This window comes from Paradesulfitobacterium aromaticivorans, assembly GCF_054657415.1.
On the sequence record NZ_BAAHYT010000010.1, the window covers coordinates 173,287 to 190,273 of the forward strand.

Annotated in this window: 15 protein-coding genes, 1 pseudogene and 1 riboswitch; of the genes and pseudogenes, 6 read left to right on the plus strand and 10 right to left on the minus strand. The window is 47.6% G+C overall.

All coding sequences use genetic code 11. The features are described 5' to 3' along the window. Positions 1 to 29: 29 nt before the first annotated feature. A complete protein-coding gene (locus tag ACYQ2N_RS06160; RefSeq protein ID WP_459998206.1) occupies positions 30 to 365 on the minus strand; it encodes a metal-sensitive transcriptional regulator in 336 nt (111 codons plus the stop codon). A 152-nt stretch (positions 366 to 517) separates the two neighbouring features. After that, positions 518 to 664, plus strand: a riboswitch (molybdenum cofactor riboswitch). Between the two features lie 137 nt (positions 665 to 801). On the opposite strand from ACYQ2N_RS06160, the gene modA reads away from it, so the two are divergent. Further along, positions 802 to 1,572, plus strand: coding sequence for a molybdate ABC transporter substrate-binding protein (gene modA, locus ACYQ2N_RS06165; RefSeq protein WP_459998207.1), 771 nt, complete (start codon positions 802 to 804; stop codon positions 1,570 to 1,572). Here the strand turns inward: modA and ACYQ2N_RS06170 are convergent. Together ACYQ2N_RS06170 and ACYQ2N_RS06175 are read right to left on the minus strand one after the other, a co-directional pair. Then, positions 1,562 to 3,478, minus strand: coding sequence for a hybrid sensor histidine kinase/response regulator (locus ACYQ2N_RS06170; protein ID WP_459998208.1), 1,917 nt, complete (start codon positions 3,476 to 3,478; stop codon positions 1,562 to 1,564). The genes modA and ACYQ2N_RS06170 overlap by 11 nt on opposite strands. Before the next feature lie 187 nt (positions 3,479 to 3,665). Then, a complete protein-coding gene (locus tag ACYQ2N_RS06175; RefSeq protein WP_459998210.1) occupies positions 3,666 to 3,995 on the minus strand; it encodes an ArsR/SmtB family transcription factor in 330 nt (109 codons plus the stop codon). Positions 3,996 to 4,245: 250 nt separating this feature from the next. On the opposite strand from ACYQ2N_RS06175, the gene ACYQ2N_RS06180 reads away from it, so the two are divergent. The 3 genes and pseudogenes from ACYQ2N_RS06180 to ACYQ2N_RS06190 all read left to right on the plus strand — a co-directional run. Beyond that, positions 4,246 to 5,349, plus strand: coding sequence for a TDT family transporter (locus ACYQ2N_RS06180; RefSeq protein WP_459998212.1), 1,104 nt, complete (start codon positions 4,246 to 4,248; stop codon positions 5,347 to 5,349). 121 nt (positions 5,350 to 5,470) lie between these two features. Further along, positions 5,471 to 6,028 (plus strand): peptidylprolyl isomerase, encoded by a 558-nt coding sequence (locus ACYQ2N_RS06185; protein WP_459998214.1) that lies wholly within the window; start codon positions 5,471 to 5,473, stop codon positions 6,026 to 6,028. 145 nt (positions 6,029 to 6,173) lie between these two features. Next, a pseudogene (locus ACYQ2N_RS06190) lies at positions 6,174 to 7,121 on the plus strand (potassium transporter TrkG); the annotation flags it as partial. A 401-nt stretch (positions 7,122 to 7,522) separates the two neighbouring features. Here the strand turns inward: ACYQ2N_RS06190 and ACYQ2N_RS06195 are convergent. From ACYQ2N_RS06195 to ACYQ2N_RS06205, 3 genes are all read right to left on the minus strand, one after another. Next, complete coding sequence (locus ACYQ2N_RS06195) at positions 7,523 to 10,192, minus strand: molybdopterin-dependent oxidoreductase (protein WP_459998215.1); 2,670 nt, start codon at positions 10,190 to 10,192, stop codon at positions 7,523 to 7,525. 1 nt (position 10,193) lies between these two features. Further along, positions 10,194 to 10,409 carry a hypothetical protein gene (locus ACYQ2N_RS06200; RefSeq protein ID WP_459998217.1) on the minus strand — a complete coding sequence of 72 codons (216 nt, stop codon included), beginning with the start codon at positions 10,407 to 10,409 and terminating at the stop codon, positions 10,194 to 10,196. A gap of 166 nt (positions 10,410 to 10,575) precedes the next feature. After that, a complete protein-coding gene (locus tag ACYQ2N_RS06205) occupies positions 10,576 to 11,070 on the minus strand; it encodes a cytochrome b N-terminal domain-containing protein (RefSeq protein WP_459998219.1) in 495 nt (164 codons plus the stop codon). Positions 11,071 to 11,350: 280 nt separating this feature from the next. Between ACYQ2N_RS06205 and ACYQ2N_RS06210 the strand changes: the two genes are divergently transcribed. Together ACYQ2N_RS06210 and ACYQ2N_RS06215 are read left to right on the plus strand one after the other, a co-directional pair. Next, positions 11,351 to 11,608 carry a type II toxin-antitoxin system Phd/YefM family antitoxin gene (locus tag ACYQ2N_RS06210; RefSeq protein WP_459998220.1) on the plus strand — a complete coding sequence of 86 codons (258 nt, stop codon included), beginning with the start codon at positions 11,351 to 11,353 and terminating at the stop codon, positions 11,606 to 11,608. Next, the gene (locus ACYQ2N_RS06215; protein WP_459998221.1) at positions 11,593 to 11,856 is read left to right on the plus strand and encodes a Txe/YoeB family addiction module toxin; all 264 of its coding nucleotides are present in this window, start codon (positions 11,593 to 11,595) and stop codon (positions 11,854 to 11,856) included. Before ACYQ2N_RS06210 ends, ACYQ2N_RS06215 begins: the two co-directional genes overlap by 16 nt. Positions 11,857 to 11,874: 18 nt before the next feature. Here the strand turns inward: ACYQ2N_RS06215 and ACYQ2N_RS06220 are convergent, their stop codons facing one another. From ACYQ2N_RS06220 to ACYQ2N_RS06235, 4 genes are all read right to left on the minus strand, one after another. Beyond that, a complete protein-coding gene (locus tag ACYQ2N_RS06220) occupies positions 11,875 to 14,079 on the minus strand; it encodes a heavy metal translocating P-type ATPase (protein ID WP_459998223.1) in 2,205 nt (734 codons plus the stop codon). A 30-nt stretch (positions 14,080 to 14,109) separates the two neighbouring features. After that, entirely contained in the window at positions 14,110 to 14,511 is a 402-nt protein-coding gene (locus ACYQ2N_RS06225) for an ArsR/SmtB family transcription factor (protein WP_459998225.1), read from the minus strand. 238 nt (positions 14,512 to 14,749) lie between these two features. Beyond that, a complete protein-coding gene (locus ACYQ2N_RS06230; RefSeq protein ID WP_459998226.1) occupies positions 14,750 to 16,774 on the minus strand; it encodes a rhodanese-like domain-containing protein in 2,025 nt (674 codons plus the stop codon). Further along, positions 16,756 to 16,980, minus strand: coding sequence for a twin-arginine translocation signal domain-containing protein (locus ACYQ2N_RS06235; RefSeq protein ID WP_459998227.1), 225 nt, complete (start codon positions 16,978 to 16,980; stop codon positions 16,756 to 16,758). Before ACYQ2N_RS06235 ends, ACYQ2N_RS06230 begins: the two co-directional genes overlap by 19 nt. Positions 16,981 to 16,987 lie beyond the last annotated feature (7 nt).

The following is a 16,987-nucleotide window of genomic DNA, read 5'->3' on the forward strand; positions in this document are numbered from 1 at the left end:
ACTGCTACTCCTACCCCAAACTGTGTCTATCACCTTAACATTTTGAAGATAGTATTTAAGACTTCATCCACAACCTGTTCGTCCCCGGACTGAAGCTGATCTTTAACACATGATTTCATGTGCTTTTCCAACAGCAGCTTGGATACTCCGTAAAGAGCTGATTGAGCTGAAGCTATTTGGTTCAACACATCGTCACAATAAGCGTGCCTCTCGATCATCCCTTTAATTCCGCGGACTTGCCCTTCAATTCGGTTCATCCGGTTAACCAGTTCCCGAATAGTCTTTTCACTATGATGGCTTTGGCGCTCGCCCTCTGCCTCAAGCGTTTCGCAGACCGTGCATGAAATTGTTTTGTCTTCTGCCAACTTTACCACCAACTTTCCTGGTAATAGTATACCCCCCTATGCTATAAATTGCAAACTTTTTATTACTCTTTCCGCTGCAACCGTTCTTATTCCTGGGCTTCAACTATCCTGATTGACGTTCCTTTCTCTCTTTGTTACAATGACAGCGTGAACTGCATAAATACTTCCGAGCCCGGAAACCTAAAGTACGAACTGTGCTATGGTTTCCCGGCCAGTTGCCTGTAGCGGGCAGCTCAGGGTAAGGCTGGAAACGGTTTTGCCTCCACGTTTTTTGGGAAAGGAAGATGCCTGGAATTAAGAATTTTGTAAGGCACCCTTTTAAAGGGTGCCTTTTTCGCTCACACTTATGCGTGTTGAGCTCCCACTTATGCATGTTGAGCCCATTTTATGTAGGCGTTTACCTCTAATTCGTGTTTTAAGCGAAAGGAAAATTACAATGAAAATTTTAAACCGCCGCAAAATAATGTCATTCTTCCTTGTCCCCATCTTATTGCTGCTAAGCTCCGGCTGCACTCCTACAGATGTCAAAGCTACCCGTTTAACTGTGGCCGCCGCTATTAGCCTCTCTGACGCTTTAGCCGAGCTCAAACAAGAGTTTATTAAAACTAACCCTGAGCTAGATGTTCAGTTCAACTACGGCGCATCCGGAGTCCTTGAGCAGCAGATCGAACACGGATCCCCGGTTGATCTCTTTATCTCGGCCGGAGAACAGCAGATGACGCAAAGTTTAGTCTTCGAAGATTCAGTTAAACCTTTAGTCGGCAATAGCGTAGTTCTGATAACCCCGGCTAACGCCGCCACGACCGTGCACGGGTTTGAAGATTTGCTCCCAAAAGCCAAAAAAATTGCCCTTGGCAATCCTAAGACAGTTCCCGCAGGACAATATGGCAAACAAGTACTTGAATATTATCATATTTATGATAAACTCCAGGGCAAGCTGGTACTTGCTGAAGATGTACGCCAAGCCCTGACCATGGTCGCCACCGGCAATGCCGAAGCAGGTCTTGTGTATCAGACTGACGCCCTCAGCAATAAAGGGGTTAAAATAATCGCTGTCGCCCCGCCTGCGAGCCACGCCCCGGTAGTTTATCCGATAGCAGTCGTTAAGAGAAGCGCTCATGCGGACGCTGCCCGTAAATTTGAGGACTTTGCTCTCTCCACGCTGGGGCAGAAGATTTTAGCTAACTACGGTTTTACTACACCTTAAGTACTTCCGCCAGCACCTTACTCAATTCACCTGCTTTGAAAGGCTTGGCAATAACCCCCTTAAAGCCGTAAGCCTGATAATTAACCATCACCGGATCATTGGAATAGCCGCTGGAAGCTATAGCTTTAGCATTTGAGTCATATTGCACAAGCCGTCGTAAAGCCTCTTTGCCCCCAACCCCGCCGGGAATTGTTAAATCCAGGATCAACGCCGCAAAAGGCGTTCCTTCCCTCCTGGCCTTGAGATAGAGCTCTATCATCTCTTCCCCGTCTTTGACAAAATCCGCTTCATACCCAAATTGCCTGAGCATGGTTCCGATAACCTTGCAAATTCCGGCATCATCATCCATAACGAGAATCCTGCCCTGTCCGGTTATCGGCACTTCTTCCACCTGCTGAGCTTCGCGATATTTGTGCGTAGATACCGGCAAGTAAATAGTAAACTTCGTACCGATTCCTACTTTAGAATCAACCTTAATCCAGCCTTTATGTTTTTTTACAATCGAATAAGCGGTTGCAAGCCCGAGACCGCTTCCTTCAGCTTTGGTCGTAAAATAGGGATCGAAAATTTTCTCTAAGTTCTTGGCCGGGATTCCATACCCTTGATCGCCAATGGCAATCTCTATATATTTAACCGGCCGTAAAGGAAGAGCGGGCTCACCGCGGCTCTCAACACACCTCGTTTCCAGGCTGATTTTACCGCCGTCCGGCATTGCCTGCACAGCGTTAATCATGATATTATTCAAGACTTGGCTGATTTGCCCTTCATCAATTTCCACCGGGGGCAAATCTTCCGCTATCTTTAATTCGCAGATGATATTCGAGCCCCGCAGGGCAAAACCCACTGAGTCTTCAATAAGTCCTGCGATGGACGCAGCTTTAAGAATAGGTGCTCCTCCTTTGGCAAAAGTGAGAAGCTGCCTGGTCAGATCTTTAGCCTGGAGGGATGCCTTTTCTGCTTCCACAAGCTTATCATACAACTTATCCTCTGGCTTAAGATGCGTTTTGGCTAAGGAGATATTGCCTAAGATAACAGTGAGAATGTTATTAAAATCGTGAGCAATTCCACCCGCCAATACCCCGAGCGAATCAAGCTTGCGCCTGTTTAAGAGCTCTTCTTCCATCTTTTTGCGTTCAGTAATATTTTCTACTATCCCTGCACAAAAATGATTATCCGAGTTGGAACCGGCCACAAAGGAAGCGGTAAGCTTTACCCACACCATACTTTGATCTTTACGCACGTATCTCTTCTCGATCTGATAGTACTTTCGTTTCTCCGTAATAAGTTCATGAAACAGCGGCAGTTCTTCAATGAGGTCATCTTCATGCGTTAATCTTTGGAAGGTAAAACCTCTTAGTTCTTCCCCGGAATAACCCAGCATTTCCTGCAACGCAATATTGCTGTCCATGACCTTGCCTTGCAAATCAACGCGCACCATTCCCACAGCTACTGACTCAAAAATGGTGCGGAACCTTTTTTCACTCTCTCTGAGTTCCTCTTCCATTTGTTTACGCCGGGAGATATTTTTGATCATCTCAATCATATACTGAGGCTCGCCTTCCTGGTTCCTGCCAAGCGAAACTGTCAGGCGCGCCCATAGAAGGCTCCCGTCCTTGTGGTAATAACGCTTCTCCATCTGAAAATGTTCTATTTTACCCGCAGCCAGCGCTTGGAGCGGAGCTAATTCAATTTCTGCATCTTCCGGGTGCGTGACGTCGAGAATACTCTTTCCCCGAAGTTCTTCTTCCGAATACCCGAGCATCTCCTGTAATGCCCGGTTGGTCTCCAAATACCTTCCTTCTAAATCTACAAGCACAATCCCAATCGCGGCCGATTCGAAAATCGTGCGCAAGTGATGCTCACTGTGGTACTTTCCGACGTCAGTACTGCCTTCAATGATGTGCACGTTGCTTCACCCCTTGCCGGTTAACTGGCACTTCGCGGTGATTTTAGTTTCTTAATAGCTGGTAGTTAATGCAGAAGATTCTAACATAGATTTTTTTCGACTTTTATCTCAATAATTCCTGCTTTGGGCTAGAAAATAATTGCTAATTGCTAAAAAATAGGCTGACTCAAATACTACGCCAAACCACCTAATTATCTGCAAGATGACGCATTAAAGCCTGACCTTCCTTAAGCTGTTGGGCAAGAACTGCCTGAGCTAACTTAAAAATTTCTAGAACCTCGGGGTGTTTAATACGGTAAAGCACTTTAAGTCCAACTTTATTTGAAGTAATTATATTTTGCTTGCGCAGAATGGCTAAATGTTGAGAAACATTTGATTGTTCAAGACCTAAGTCAGTAATTATATCGCACACACAGACCTCCTCACCTTGTGCGAGCAGTTCTAGTATCCGCACTCTGGTTGGATGGGCCAAGGCCTTAAAAAAATCACTCTTCATGACTAGAATTTGGTTCTGCATTTTTCAGTCCCCTCGATCCCTTTTAGATTTTGAGACATTCTCTGACACCGCTAAGACGCACTGAATCTAGATAAATCTGATCTATTTACTATTATAAGTGCTTAGAGGGGTTTTAGACAATGTCACAAAAGCTATTATGTCACGAATATTATCTCTTGAACAATACCACTCCGGGGTATATACTATGGGCGAGGGGCATATTACGTTTAGATAATATGATAATACAGTAATATTTAGAGGGGGTAAAATCATGGCACAGGGTAACCTTATAAAGCACTTTTCCCCGGCCTGGTTCGCGGCTATCATGGGAACAGGGGGCTTCGCCAACGTCTTGTACATGTTAGGAAACCATTGGTCTTTTGGACACATTCTGGGCATCGCTGTTGCTTGGCTTAACGCACTTATGTTTTTCCTCTTTTTAGTTCCATGGGTGGCCCGCTGGTTCCTGCACTTCGAAATCCTAAAGCAGGATCTGCAGCACCCGGTGATGAGCAACTTTTTTGTCACCATGCCGGTAGGTGCGATGATTGTTGGCACCAACGCCTCCCTCATGGGAACTAAATTTCTGGGGCAATCCCTTGTCTATTCCGTTTCTCTTGTATCCTGGCTGATTGGTATTACCGGAGCCCTTATTCTCGGCGTGTATGCAGGGTATAACATGATGCGCACAGAACAGACTCCCCCGCAAATGATGAATTTCGCCTGGCTGATTTCACCCGTAGCCAGCATCGCCGTTCCCTTGATCGGAAATCCCTTAGTTCAAATGCTGAAAGCAAACAATATCGCTGCAGCTAAAACGGTTCTGCTCATTAGTTTAAGTTTCTTCGGGGTTGGCTTCTTTCTCTTCCTCTTTATCGGCGGGATTATCTTCAACCGTTTAGCCGTTCACCCCCTGCCCCCAGCGGCGATGACCCCTACCTTTTGGATCACTTTGGGTCCTGTCGGAGTCGGCGCAATCACCCTGATGGGTTTGGCCGATTCCGCCAAAGCCGTGGGACTCATGTCTTCCATTGATACAGCCTATCTCCTGGCAGCAATTCTCTGGGGCATGGGCATCTGGACGCTGGGAATAGCCCTGGTGATTACCTGGAACAACCTTAAACATGGGGAAATCCCTTTTTCCCTCTCATGGTGGGCTTTTATCTTCCCCCTGTCCGCTTACACCATGGCCAGCCTTAAGCTTTCCGCTTATTTCGGTTCTGGCATAGCTTACGGTTACTCTATCTTTCTTGCTTTTCTGCTGGCTTTCCTTTGGATCATCACCTTTGCCCGTACCGCAGCCGGTGCCTTCAGCGGTAAAATCTTTGCCCCCAATCCGCAGCCTGGCAAGCCCGGTCCCCAGCCCGTAAAGTGAAGCAAACAAAAGGTCTATAGTACTTTCACTCTTGTATTCACGCACAAAATAGGATAAAATTTCTCCAATACTTAAATACTACTAAAAAGGGAACTCATAGTAGTGCCAAAGGAGGATTTCCGTGACTACAGGAGAAACACCGAACCAAGAGGCTAGCGCCAATAAAAATCCGTTCGTGACCATTGAGATGGAAAACGGGGATATGATCAAAGTTGAACTTTATCCGCAGATTGCTCCGAATACGGTCAATAACTTTATTTCTTTGGTCAAAAAAGGTTTTTATGATGGGGTTATTTTCCACCGGGTTATTCCGGGTTTTATGATTCAGGGAGGAGACCCGCAGGGCAGCGGTATGGGCGGCCCTGGGTACTCTATCAAAGGGGAATTTCGAAGCAACGGCTTCCCTAATGATTTAAAACATGACCGTGGGGTTCTTTCCATGGCCCGCACCCGCGACCCTAACTCTGCCGGTTCTCAATTCTTTCTTATGACAGCCACGTCTCCTCATCTGGACAGGGAATATGCTGCTTTTGGCAAAGTGATCGAGGGCATCGAAGGTGTGGACAAGATTGTCAGCGCCAAGCGCAACCATATGGATAAGCCGCTCGAAGACCAGAAGATGAAAAAAGTTACGGTCGAAACATTTGGCGTTGAGTATCCTGAGCCTGAAAAACATTAAAGCAGCCTTTTTCATCCCCCGCCTGTAGAATACGTAAAATCTGAAGGACTGAGGAATATATGTTTCTCAGTCCTATTCTTTATTTTCTTTCAAACTTTGATCCCTCCCCTTTACATATCTCAATTGCTAATACCTATATCCAAAACTCGATGTCATGACTTTGGCCGGCAACGGGGCCAGCATGAGCCTGCTCTCTGAACCCGGAATCAGGAACGCCGATTTACTGGTAGCTGCCACTGATAGTGACGAAGTTAACATGATCGCCTGCATGGCTGCCAAGCAAGCCGGAATTCGCCGCACCATTGCGCGCGTACGCAATCAGGATTATGCCGGGGAAGCCCAGTCCCAGCTCAATACTTCCTTACGGATTGACCTCATGATTAATCCGGAAATGGTTACAGCCATTGAAATCAGCCGCATTCTCCTGACACCGGCTGCTCTTGATGTGGAAGATTTTGCTGAAGGCAAAGTGCGTATGTTAGAAGTGAAAATTCATGCGGAATCCTCGCTCATCAATATTCCTCTGGTTCACCTGCAGCTTCCGCCGCAAATTCTGATTGCAGGCATTCTCCGGCAGGGTACACGCATCGGTCGTCATTTAGCGGTTCTCCTGGAAAACGCCGGGATCGCGGTCAAAGTCATTGATAAAGACCATCATCGTTGCCAAGGGGAAAATATCGTCTCTGCTCTACGGGCAGCTCTATTTCAGGTGTCTTCGATCACGACCATAACCGGATTTGCCTCGGCTGATTTTGACAAATGGCCTTCCTTATCGAAGCTGATTTTATTCCTGCTCATGTTCATCGGGGGCAGTGCCGGTTCCACGGCAGGAGGCATGAAAGTTTCGCGCATCATCATTCTCTTTCAAGTGGGCTGGGCTGAACTAAAAAAGGCGATTCATCCCAAGCTTGTTGTCAATATTAAGTATAGCCACAAAGCAATCGAACCGACTGTCCTGCACTCTGTGCTCATTTTCTTCTTCCTGTTCATCCTGATTTTTGCCGTGGCCACACTAATTCTGGCAGCCACAGGCTTAGAACCCTTCGAAGCCATGAGTGCAGTCGCTGCGACCCTGGGCAATGTCGGTCCGGGCTTAGAAATCACTCTTCATCCCTAGAATTTGATTGTGCACATTAAATCCCCTCCATAATTAATATAATCTCTTTTGCGGATCAAATACAGCCACTGCAACCTAACTATAACAATCGTTGCACACGGGATTCTTATCAAACCGGCCTATCCAGCTAAAACGGGATTCCCATTCGCTTGCTCGAACAAGAACCCCACCACAACTTCTAGTTAGACCCTCATGCCTCCTGCGGCAGCATCAATGAATAAAAATCATAATCAGGTTAAAGATGTTTTTTCTTCTTCCAGGAATGCCCGCAGCAAGCGGGCCAGGCCACGATAGAAGGGCGTCTCCGCCTTCCTCTCCAGATTATTCAAGAGCTCAAATACCGCACTACCTTAATCGAGGTGGTAAAAGATTCAAACCTAGGCTTTTTCCACTTTCACTTTGGAATCATAGAAAGAGCAACTGCCGCCGATTTTATCTTCCAAGCAGACATTGCCAATGGAGTCATCGACCCGCATGGCATAGTTAATATTAACCCCTTTGCCACGCGTTTTATCCCCAGGTATTGCTTTCCCGTCAATGACGGTGTCAGCTGAGCCGTAATGCCAGTGCCCATAGCCGACGCTGGCGGTGACCACACCGGGTCTGATCCCAGGGCGCAGGCGTAGACGCCCGGTCACGCCATTTTTATTTGTTGCACCAGTCAGCTTGACCATATCGCCGTCCTTAAGGCCGAGTTTAACTCCGTCCTCATTATTCATCTCCACGAAATTCTCGGGTTGAATTTCTGTAAGCCAAGGACACCCGATCGTGCGGCTGTGAGTCTGGAAGGCCTGCTTATAAGTCGTAGCGACAAACGGATAGGCATCATCTTTAATGACTTCGTCTTTGGCATTCATGACTGGTTTATACAAGGGAATCCCATCAAAATTCTTACCGGTCATGGCATCTTTGGTCGTCGCAACTTTTTCGGCATAGATCGTGCACAGATTCCCCACTTTGTTCTTCATCAAATTGCCATCATAGGCACCGGAGGCTGAGAAAACTCCACCGCGATCCAAAATATATTTGACTTGTTCCTGTTCTGTTGTTCCCGGAATCTTACCGTATTGGCTAGCGTAATTGGCGACCAGTTTCAAATACCAATCTTCTTCCTTATTTAATGGCATCCCGGCACCAAAACCATTGTCACCAAACCCTGGCAAATCCATCTTCTTGGCCAGATCAATGAACATGTTTTCGACAGACTTGGCCTGGGGTAAGACATGGGTCATCGGCTGACGCACATCCGCAATCAAACCCAGAATGGTGGGAGGTGCACCTAAGGCATTCCATTGCTCCATATAGGTAACATCCGGGAGAATATAATCGGCATACATGGACGTATCCCCAATGACAATATCGGTCGAGATAAAGAGCGGAACCTTCTTCGTATCCTTCAGGCCTTCGATGACTTTATCTTTCACTCCGGGGATGGCGTAAGCGGGAGTCCCCATGTGCAGCCACAGGATTTTCGCCGGATAGGGATAGCCATCCAAGACGCCGGCCACCACTTCCTGATAGACATCGCCGGTAAGCGGGAACCACGGGCGTTTAGCCGGATAACCGTTTTTCTTAAATTCTGTGCTGTCTTCATATTTGGCCTTTTCGCGGGAGATACGAACCCCCTTGGGATCGACTTTGCCGGGAAACAGCTTGGCAACCTGGTATTTGCCATTTTTGTCACCCATATAGCTTAAAGAACTGTTGCCACTTTGATAACCGCCCATATGATCGACATTTCCCACCAGGAGGTTGAGGATGCAAATGGCCCTCCCCGCTTGGAAGCCATTAGTATGCTGGACCGGACCACGATAGAAATCCGCCACCGCCCGCTTACCATATGAACTAAACTGATCAGCGACCCGAATGATTTGCTCTTTTGGGATAGCACAGATCTTGGCATACTCATCCAAGGTTTTTTCCTTGGCGCGCTCGGCATAAAGCTGCAACACGGTCTTACAGGCTGTGCCATTAACCGTGGCTTCTCCGAAAAGATCGGCGGCATCCGCTTTGGCGGCGAGTGTCGCTGCCCCCCCGACCAAGACCACAAAGTCATCCTTCGTTCCACCTAAACCGGCTTCATCCCCGCGCAGATATTTAAGAGCGGCATCCGTACCAGGCAAGATCGGCACCCATTCGTCAGACATGGAAGCACTGACAGAAAAGCGTGGATCCACCGTGGCCATACGTCCGCCTGCCACCCTAAAGTTACCCAGTTTACGGCTTAAACCGTTCATCGGGAAATTGGCTTCCCCATAGTTGGCCCCAAAGTTCAAAATATATTTGGTGTTGGCAAAATCAGGCTTCATATGCCCTTTGCCGGCAAAGGTCTGAGCGGTCGCAATATGGTGGCTTTGTTCACACACTGTCGTATGCTCAAACCAGTTGATGGAGCCAAAGGAATTATTGACAAAACGCTTCACCAGTTCGGAACGGCTGTTTTCAATCCGGCCGGCCAGGAAGACAAACTGGTTAGCTTTGGGTCCTAATTCAGGCGCTTCGGGATCGATCGGAGTACTGATATCCCGTACCGCTTTTAACCCTTCCACCTTACCTTCTCCAAATAAATTGCCGCCTTCGATGATTTCTTTATAAGCCTGCTCCCAGCTAATCGCCTGCCATTTGTTCTCTCCGCGCTTACCCGCACGCTTCAAGGGCTGTTGAACCCGCAGCGGATCATAAAGTATCTGCAGCCCTGCCTGTCCGCGCGGACACAGCTTGCCGGCGAATTTCCGGGCTTCTTTCGGATCCGTTTCGTACGGAATCGGCTTATCCAAAGTCATCGGGCTATAAGGATTGCCATCTAATTTAATCACAACCCCATCCTTAACCTTGCCGCGCAAACTGCAGTCACTACGGCAACCCAGGCAAGTCGAGTAGACAAAGCTGACACTCGGATCTATATCTAAAGTATCTTCCGCAGGAGAACCCTGCTTCCAACTGGGAATACCGGTCGACGTTTTCTCAGCAAAAGCAAGAGGCGCTACGGCCACGGTCGCTCCCAAAGCCGCTGCCCCGATAAGAAACTTTCTGCGTGTTGTTTTCATATTATTGCGCAACCCCCTTTGACACTGGAATAGATTCTTGCTCGGAAACACCCGGACGATTCATCGGCAATACCGAATAGAGGAAAGCAAGAACAACAACGGCAGCTGCTGCGATACCTAAAATGATGGTGATATCACGCCCGGAAGCCGTATACTCAATAATTTTGCTCCCAGTTAACGGAAGCTTCTGCCCGCCAACGACGAGGTTAATCCGCATGGCTAAAACCCCAATAATCGTCAGGATGGAAGCAAAAACGACTGCAGGAATACTTTGCCTAGCCTTCTTGGATAAGAGACATGCCGGTTCCTCGCCAGAGCGCGAATTTTTTCAAGCCGACCTAGCCTCCCTCTGTCGTCCATTCCCCTGCGCCGCCACAAACCAATTAGAGAGGACGGACCCCACCATCCCGCCGCACTCGCCAGAAATGCCCTATCTGCAGGAACAACGCAAAACCCGCCAGCAGAAAAACATGCCAAACATAAAGCGCCAGGCTACTTCCCTGCCATAACTCCGTGCCCAAGAACATCCGCGCAAGTACATCCCCTCCCGGGAAATTCTCCAGCAACCCCCGGGCCACCGTTGCCGCCGCCGTACTCTCCTGGCTGCCTCGCAACAGATAGCCTGAAAAGTCCAAGATCAGGGTCAAACAGAAAAGTGCCACCCCGATAACCCAGTTTTTTTCCCGCGGTGGGCGATAAGCTTGATGCCAAACCACCCTTGCCATATGCAGCAACACGGTGATGACCATGATCTGGGCAGCCCAAAAGTGCAAACCACGAATTAAGTTGCCATAAGGTGTGAGATTAGCGATAACACCCAACGAGGCAAAAGCCTTCTCCCCTGGCTCATAATAAAATAGCAGCAGGGTGCCGGTCACCGCCTCCATCATAAAAGCAAAGAAGGAAAGCCCACTAAACACAAGGTTGAGCTAAAAAGTGTTGCACCGCCTCAAACACAAAAAGACCGGAGAGCATCTTCTGCGCACAAGTCCCCTCCGATCTTAGAACAAATTTAATAAAGTTACAATCCGGGAAAACCCTGACAAGAGAAAAGCATATTTTTGAGAGCATGGTAAAAATTAACCATACTCCTTGTTTTTACTCACATTGACGTACCGAAAAGCGTACGATATACTAGAACCAAAGGAGGCAAGGCATATGAAAACAATTTCGGTAAGCAACGTCAGGAAAAATCTTTATAAGTTGCTTGATGAAACACTTGATACTAATGAACCACTGCAAATAACAACCAGGCGAGGAGACCTTGTCTTAATTTCATCAGATGACTGGGAGGCCCTCCAGGAGACATTATATTTAGTTTCTGTACCAGGAATGAAGGAAAAACTGATCGGGGGCAGAAATACCCCGATTGAAGAATGTAAAACTCCGGAGGAACTCGGATGGGATTTAGATTAGTTTTCACTAAACAAGCAGTGAAAGACAAACAAAAGTTAGAGCAAGCTGGACTTTGGAATAAAACAAAAGCGCTACTGAAAACGATAAGAGAAAATCCCAGAGAAAAGCCAGTCAACAAATTAGTGGGTGACTATCAAGGGCTTTTTTCCAAACGACTTAACATCAAGCACAGAATAGTCTATGAGATTCATAAAGAAGAGAACATTATAAAAGTCGTAAGTATGTGGAACCATTATGATGATAATTAAAAAACGCCTTATATTGTACTATTTTGCCATGGATTCATTTGCTCGTAGGGATCGGCTCGTTCCCGCTTGTTCACTCGGTATTGCATGCCTCCTTACCCGTGTGGCATTAAGAATTGCAAGCAAGGCCACCCCAACATCCGCAAATACAGCCTCCCACATATTCGCCACGCCAAACATTCCTAAGATGATAAAGCCCAATTTAATCACTAACGCGAAAGTAATATTTTGCCAGATAATCTTCTTCGTATAACGGGCAATGTCGATTGCACCGAGAAGCTTGCCTGGTTGATCTTCCATGAGCACAACATCTGCCGCTTCAATCGCGGCATCTGAACCGAGTCCCCCCATGGCCACGCCGATGTCGGCCCGGGTCAAAACCGGGGCATCATTAATCCCATCCCCGACAAAGACAACCTTGCCTTGCCTCTGGGACTTTTCCATATATTTTTCGAGCCAGGTCACTTTATCTGCGGGCAATAAATCTGCATGGTACTGTTTAAAACTGAGCTGTTCTGATACAGCTTTGGCAACAGTATCATGATCACCGGTCAACATAACAGTGGTAATACCGGCTTCATTTAAGCGAGTTACAGTTTCTTTGGCTCCCGCTTTCATCCGGTCAGAAATCAGAAGGTATCCGGCATATTGTCCGGCTACTGCAACATAAACTCGAGTGCCAATTTCCGTATTCGTTTCAAGTTCAAGAACCTCAACCGCGTTTTCAGTCAACAAATCTTTTTTCCCGGCTAAAACAGTTTGACCGTTAAGGAGCGCCCGAATTCCACGGCCACTTATTTCCTCATAGTTTTCAATCGTTGCCCTATCTATTGCTTGATCCCACTTTTCCCGGATGGACTTGGCTATCGGATGACTGGAATGGGCTTCCGCACCGGCGGCAATCCGGAGCAAGTCTTCATCAGAGTATCCTGCTGCCGTTTCAATTTTAACTACTTCAAAGACGCCTTGGGTGAGTGTCCCTGTTTTGTCGAAAATCACCGTCCGGACATCTGTTAAAGCTTCCAGGAAATTGGCCCCTTTCACAAGAATTCCGTGACGGGATGCTCCGCCGATTCCCCCAAAATAGCCCAACGGAACGGAGATAACCAAAGCGCACGGGCACGAAATAACTAAGATCGTCATGGCCCGGTAAAGCCAGTCTCGAAAATCCCCGGCCAAAAACAGAGGAGGAATGAGTGCAATTCCCAGGGCGGCCACAACCACTGCCGGAGTGTAATAGCGGGCGAAGGTTGTGATAAATTTTTCCGTTTTAGCTTTACGGGTACTGGCGTTTTCGACTAAGTCCAGAATCTTTTGCACAGAAGAATCGGCAAACTCCCGGGTCACTCTTACCGTTAGAACTCCGGAGCTATTAATCATGCCGGCGAGCACCGTATCCCCCACTGCCACCTTGCGCGGCACAGACTCACCGGTTAAAGCCGATGTATCCACAAAGGATTTGCCACTCACAACTTCCCCGTCCAGCGGGATCTTCTCGCCGGGGCGGACTAAAATCTGCTGCCCGACCTGAACTTCTTCCGGATCAACCTTGATTACGTCTAATTGCTGGACGAGATTGGCATAATCCGGCCTAATATTGAGCAACGCCTGAATTGAACGGCGCGAACTGTTGACTGCGCGGTCTTCAAAATACTCTCCGACCGAGTAGAAAAGCATAACTCCCACGGCTTCCGGCAATTCATGGATTGCAATCGCCCCAATCGTTGCCAACGCCATGAGGAAGTTCTCATCAAAGACCGCTCCACGGATAATGTTGCGCACGGCCTTTTCCAGAACCTCACGTCCGACCAAAGCATAGGCCATAAGGTACACAAGGTACTCCAAAGCTTCTAACGACGTGTTATGCCAACGCGCGTCAAATACTAAGCCAATGGCAAATAGCACGCCTGCCAGGAAAATGATGATCAACCTTTGGCGAGTCTCTTTCCTTTGGGCTTCCTGATTGTCCCCAGCCTCTTGTGCTTTTCTACTTTCTATAGAAACAAGTTTTACTCCCGGCTCAATGTTCTCGATAATCTCCTGAGCCTGATTGAGCATCGAAGGGGGTAGAAACACGGTTTTAGTCGCATAATTAATCGCTGTTTCTCCTATTCCTGCCGTGGCACTAAGAGCCCGTTCCATCTTAGCAGAACAATTAGCACAGAATTCTCCTTTGATGATGTATTTCACACGTTCTTCTGCTTGCACACTGCCTCTCTCTGTCATCTTTTTCTCCTCTCAGGGCTTTTCCAGTCTCTATTTTTCGTTAATGTGTTCTAACCCTTGGCTGTACAAGCCTAAGACATGATCATCATCCAAAGAGTAATACACCATTTTGCCCTCGCGCCGGTATTTCACAAGCTTACTGTTGCGCAGAACCCGGAGTTGATGGGAAGTTGCTGACTGAGTTAACCCCAATATCTCTGCTAAATCACACACGCAAAACTCTGACTTAGACAGGGCATCCATGATCCGAATGCGCGTGGGATCACCCAGAGTTTTAAAAAGTTCAGCAAGATCATTCGCCTTGCCCTTACGAATTAATTTATCCGCATACGCCTCGATGAGATCATGATGAACACACAGAATCTCACACACTGAATTATCGCTCTCATGGCCCTGCTGTAACTGATTTGCGGGCTTAATTTCTAATGACATTTAATCACCTCTCTCAGAAACATATGAAAGGAACGTATGAATATATGTTCATACGTATTGTATCATGCTATACTCTTTGGTACAACAATTAAAATTAGTTTTGGTGCATCAAAAAAAGAAGGCTGGAAGCCCTCTTCTTTTGATGCCTTTATTAGCAATGCTAGTGTACTACTTGTCAACTTTTAACTTTTAACTTTTAACTTTTAACTTTTAACTTTTAACTTTTAACTTTTAGCTTTTAGCTTTTAGCTTTTAGCTGATCTTCTAACGCTTTAATCCTGTTTTGCAGATCCTTGACTGTGCTATTTTGCGCTCTGAAGTTAGCATAGTGCTCGTTTTCAACCGGCTTATCCAACTGAGCACCCCAGACAATGAACCCGTCCTCATAAACCCGCACATCTTTATAACCTAGACTGCGTAAGGCCAGGAAACTGAACCCTGTGCGGCAGCCGCGATGACAATAGAGGATGACCGTTTTGTCCTTCGGTAAATCTTTATAAAGTTCTGTTAGTTTTTCCGGGCTCAGGAAATACCCGTCAGCATCCTGGTTCACTTCAGGCGGGAAATTAATCGCTCCCGGAATGCGCCCGCCGCGGACCCCATCGACAACCTCACCAGTGTATTCCCCCGTACTGCGGTTGTCGAGGAGGACAACTTTAGGATCTTTGGCTTTAACAATGGCAGCCAATTGTTCTGTGGAAACATAGAGGCTCTGGTTCTTAATATTAGGAGTAAAGGTAGCGGGTGTAGGCTTCACCGGTGCTGTCTCCACTTTCTTTCCGGCCTTAACCCAAGCTTCATACCCTCCGCTGAGATAGTCCCATTCCGGTAGGCCTAAGTAGATCGGATACATTTCTACAGTGACATGGTAATCTTTCTGCGTGCCGTAAATTATAACCTTCTTATCGTTTGAAATTCCGACACTTCCCAAAAGCTTGGCAGCCTGTTCCGGCGGAACAACCCTGCCGTCAATGGGATGTTTAAGCGTGGTCACGATCGTTTTGCCAAAGTTCACTGCTCCCGGGATATGGCCTTTTTCGTACGCGGCCTTGTCCCGTCCATCAATAATTACCCAATTCGGATCTCCTATTTTCGATTCCACAAAATTAGCGTCAACGATATTCGTAACTCCTAGTTCATCTAAATTGAAAGATGCCGCAATCGCTTCAGTACCGGTAGCAATAGTACTGGCACTTGGCGGATGCAAGACTGTACCTGCATCAGAAGCCGAAATCAGGACATACACAACTTTACGCCAGTTTGCACTGCCACACGCTTTTTTCCAGCGTTCGGGATCAAAGACTGACTTGGGCAGATGCTTTCTGGCTGTCAGGAAGATTTTCTCTTCCTCATCACTGGCATCAGGTACCGGCTTGCCATCGGTTGCGACATTGGCAACCTGTTTCAAATAGAGGTGATCCGGGTGAGTCAACGGAACCCCTAGTTCGAACCCGTCCGGTCCAAAACCGGGCAGCTTCATTTTCTCCGCCAACCCTAGAATGAAGGCCTCGAAGCTGAGCGGTACTTCCTCGCCAAAGACCTTGACGTTTTCCGTCAGGGGCGGGGCTGCCGGCTGGCGGATCGGCTGGGTTTTGTACGGAATGTTGGGATGGCCGCCTTGAAACTCCCATCTTTCCAAATAAGTGAGGTCAGGAATAATATAGTCCGCAAACACCGATGTCTCCCCAATTGTAATGTCAAAGGTAACAAAGAGCGGAATTTTCTTGACATCCGTCAGAATGTCAATCAGGGGACCGCCTGCGGGTAGTGTATACACCGGAGACCCCATATAGAGAAACAAGGCTTTGCCTGGGTAAGGATAGGCATCTCCAAGTGAAGGCATAACCTCCTGGTAAACATCACTGGCAAGGGGGAACCACGGGCGTTTAGCCGGATAGCCGCTAAATATGGTGGAGTCTTCATACTTGACATTATGCCGGATGCAGGACACGCCAAACTCCGTCAGCTTACCGGACTGATTTCCGACTTTATATACTTGTCCCTCTTTGGTGTCGGCAGGGCTGTAATCCGACTTTTTAATGAATCCACCTTTATAGTCCAAGTTTCCGTTTAAGACGTTAAGGGTAAACCAGGCATAGTTATATTTGGCATCATATTTTTGGTTCTCAATGATCCAGCGGATCATTCCCATCGCGATCGCCGCATCTTCTCCTGCTTTGGTCGGCAACCATTTCCATGCTTTCGATGCCAACTTGGAAAAGCGAGGATCAATGCAGGCATATTTCAACCTGCCGGAGGACAAACCATCCGTGATGCGGGAAGTTCCGGATTAGCTAAGGGATAGTCCTCATCTGCCGCATACACACGTCCCGCCATATCCAGGAACAAAGGGCTGCCCCCGACAAAGGCGGCTCCGGCAGCGGCGGCTGCTGTTCCGGCAATAAAGCCCCGGCGGCTAATTTTCCCGTTCAGCCAACCCTGGTTCTCAGTCTTATTGTTTTCGTTCATGCTCAAA

Bases quoted from the DNA above. Each gene is read 5' to 3' on its own strand.
- modA (WP_459998207.1), top strand. From the start codon at position 802: ATGAAAATTTTAAACCGCCGCAAAATAATGTCATTCTTCCTTGTCCCC.
- ACYQ2N_RS06175 (WP_459998210.1), bottom strand. From the start codon at position 3,995: ATGCAGAACCAAATTCTAGTCATGAAGAGTGATTTTTTTAAGGCCTTG.
- ACYQ2N_RS06180 (WP_459998212.1), top strand. From the start codon at position 4,246: ATGGCACAGGGTAACCTTATAAAGCACTTTTCCCCGGCCTGGTTCGCG.
- ACYQ2N_RS06195 (WP_459998215.1), bottom strand. From the start codon at position 10,192: ATGAAAACAACACGCAGAAAGTTTCTTATCGGGGCAGCGGCTTTGGGA.
- ACYQ2N_RS06200 (WP_459998217.1), bottom strand. From the start codon at position 10,409: ATGCGGATTAACCTCGTCGTTGGCGGGCAGAAGCTTCCGTTAACTGGG.
- ACYQ2N_RS06210 (WP_459998220.1), top strand. From the start codon at position 11,351: ATGAAAACAATTTCGGTAAGCAACGTCAGGAAAAATCTTTATAAGTTG.
- ACYQ2N_RS06215 (WP_459998221.1), top strand. From the start codon at position 11,593: ATGGGATTTAGATTAGTTTTCACTAAACAAGCAGTGAAAGACAAACAA.
- ACYQ2N_RS06220 (WP_459998223.1), bottom strand. From the start codon at position 14,079: ATGACAGAGAGAGGCAGTGTGCAAGCAGAAGAACGTGTGAAATACATC.
- ACYQ2N_RS06225 (WP_459998225.1), bottom strand. From the start codon at position 14,511: ATGTCATTAGAAATTAAGCCCGCAAATCAGTTACAGCAGGGCCATGAG.
- ACYQ2N_RS06235 (WP_459998227.1), bottom strand. From the start codon at position 16,980: ATGAACGAAAACAATAAGACTGAGAACCAGGGTTGGCTGAACGGGAAA.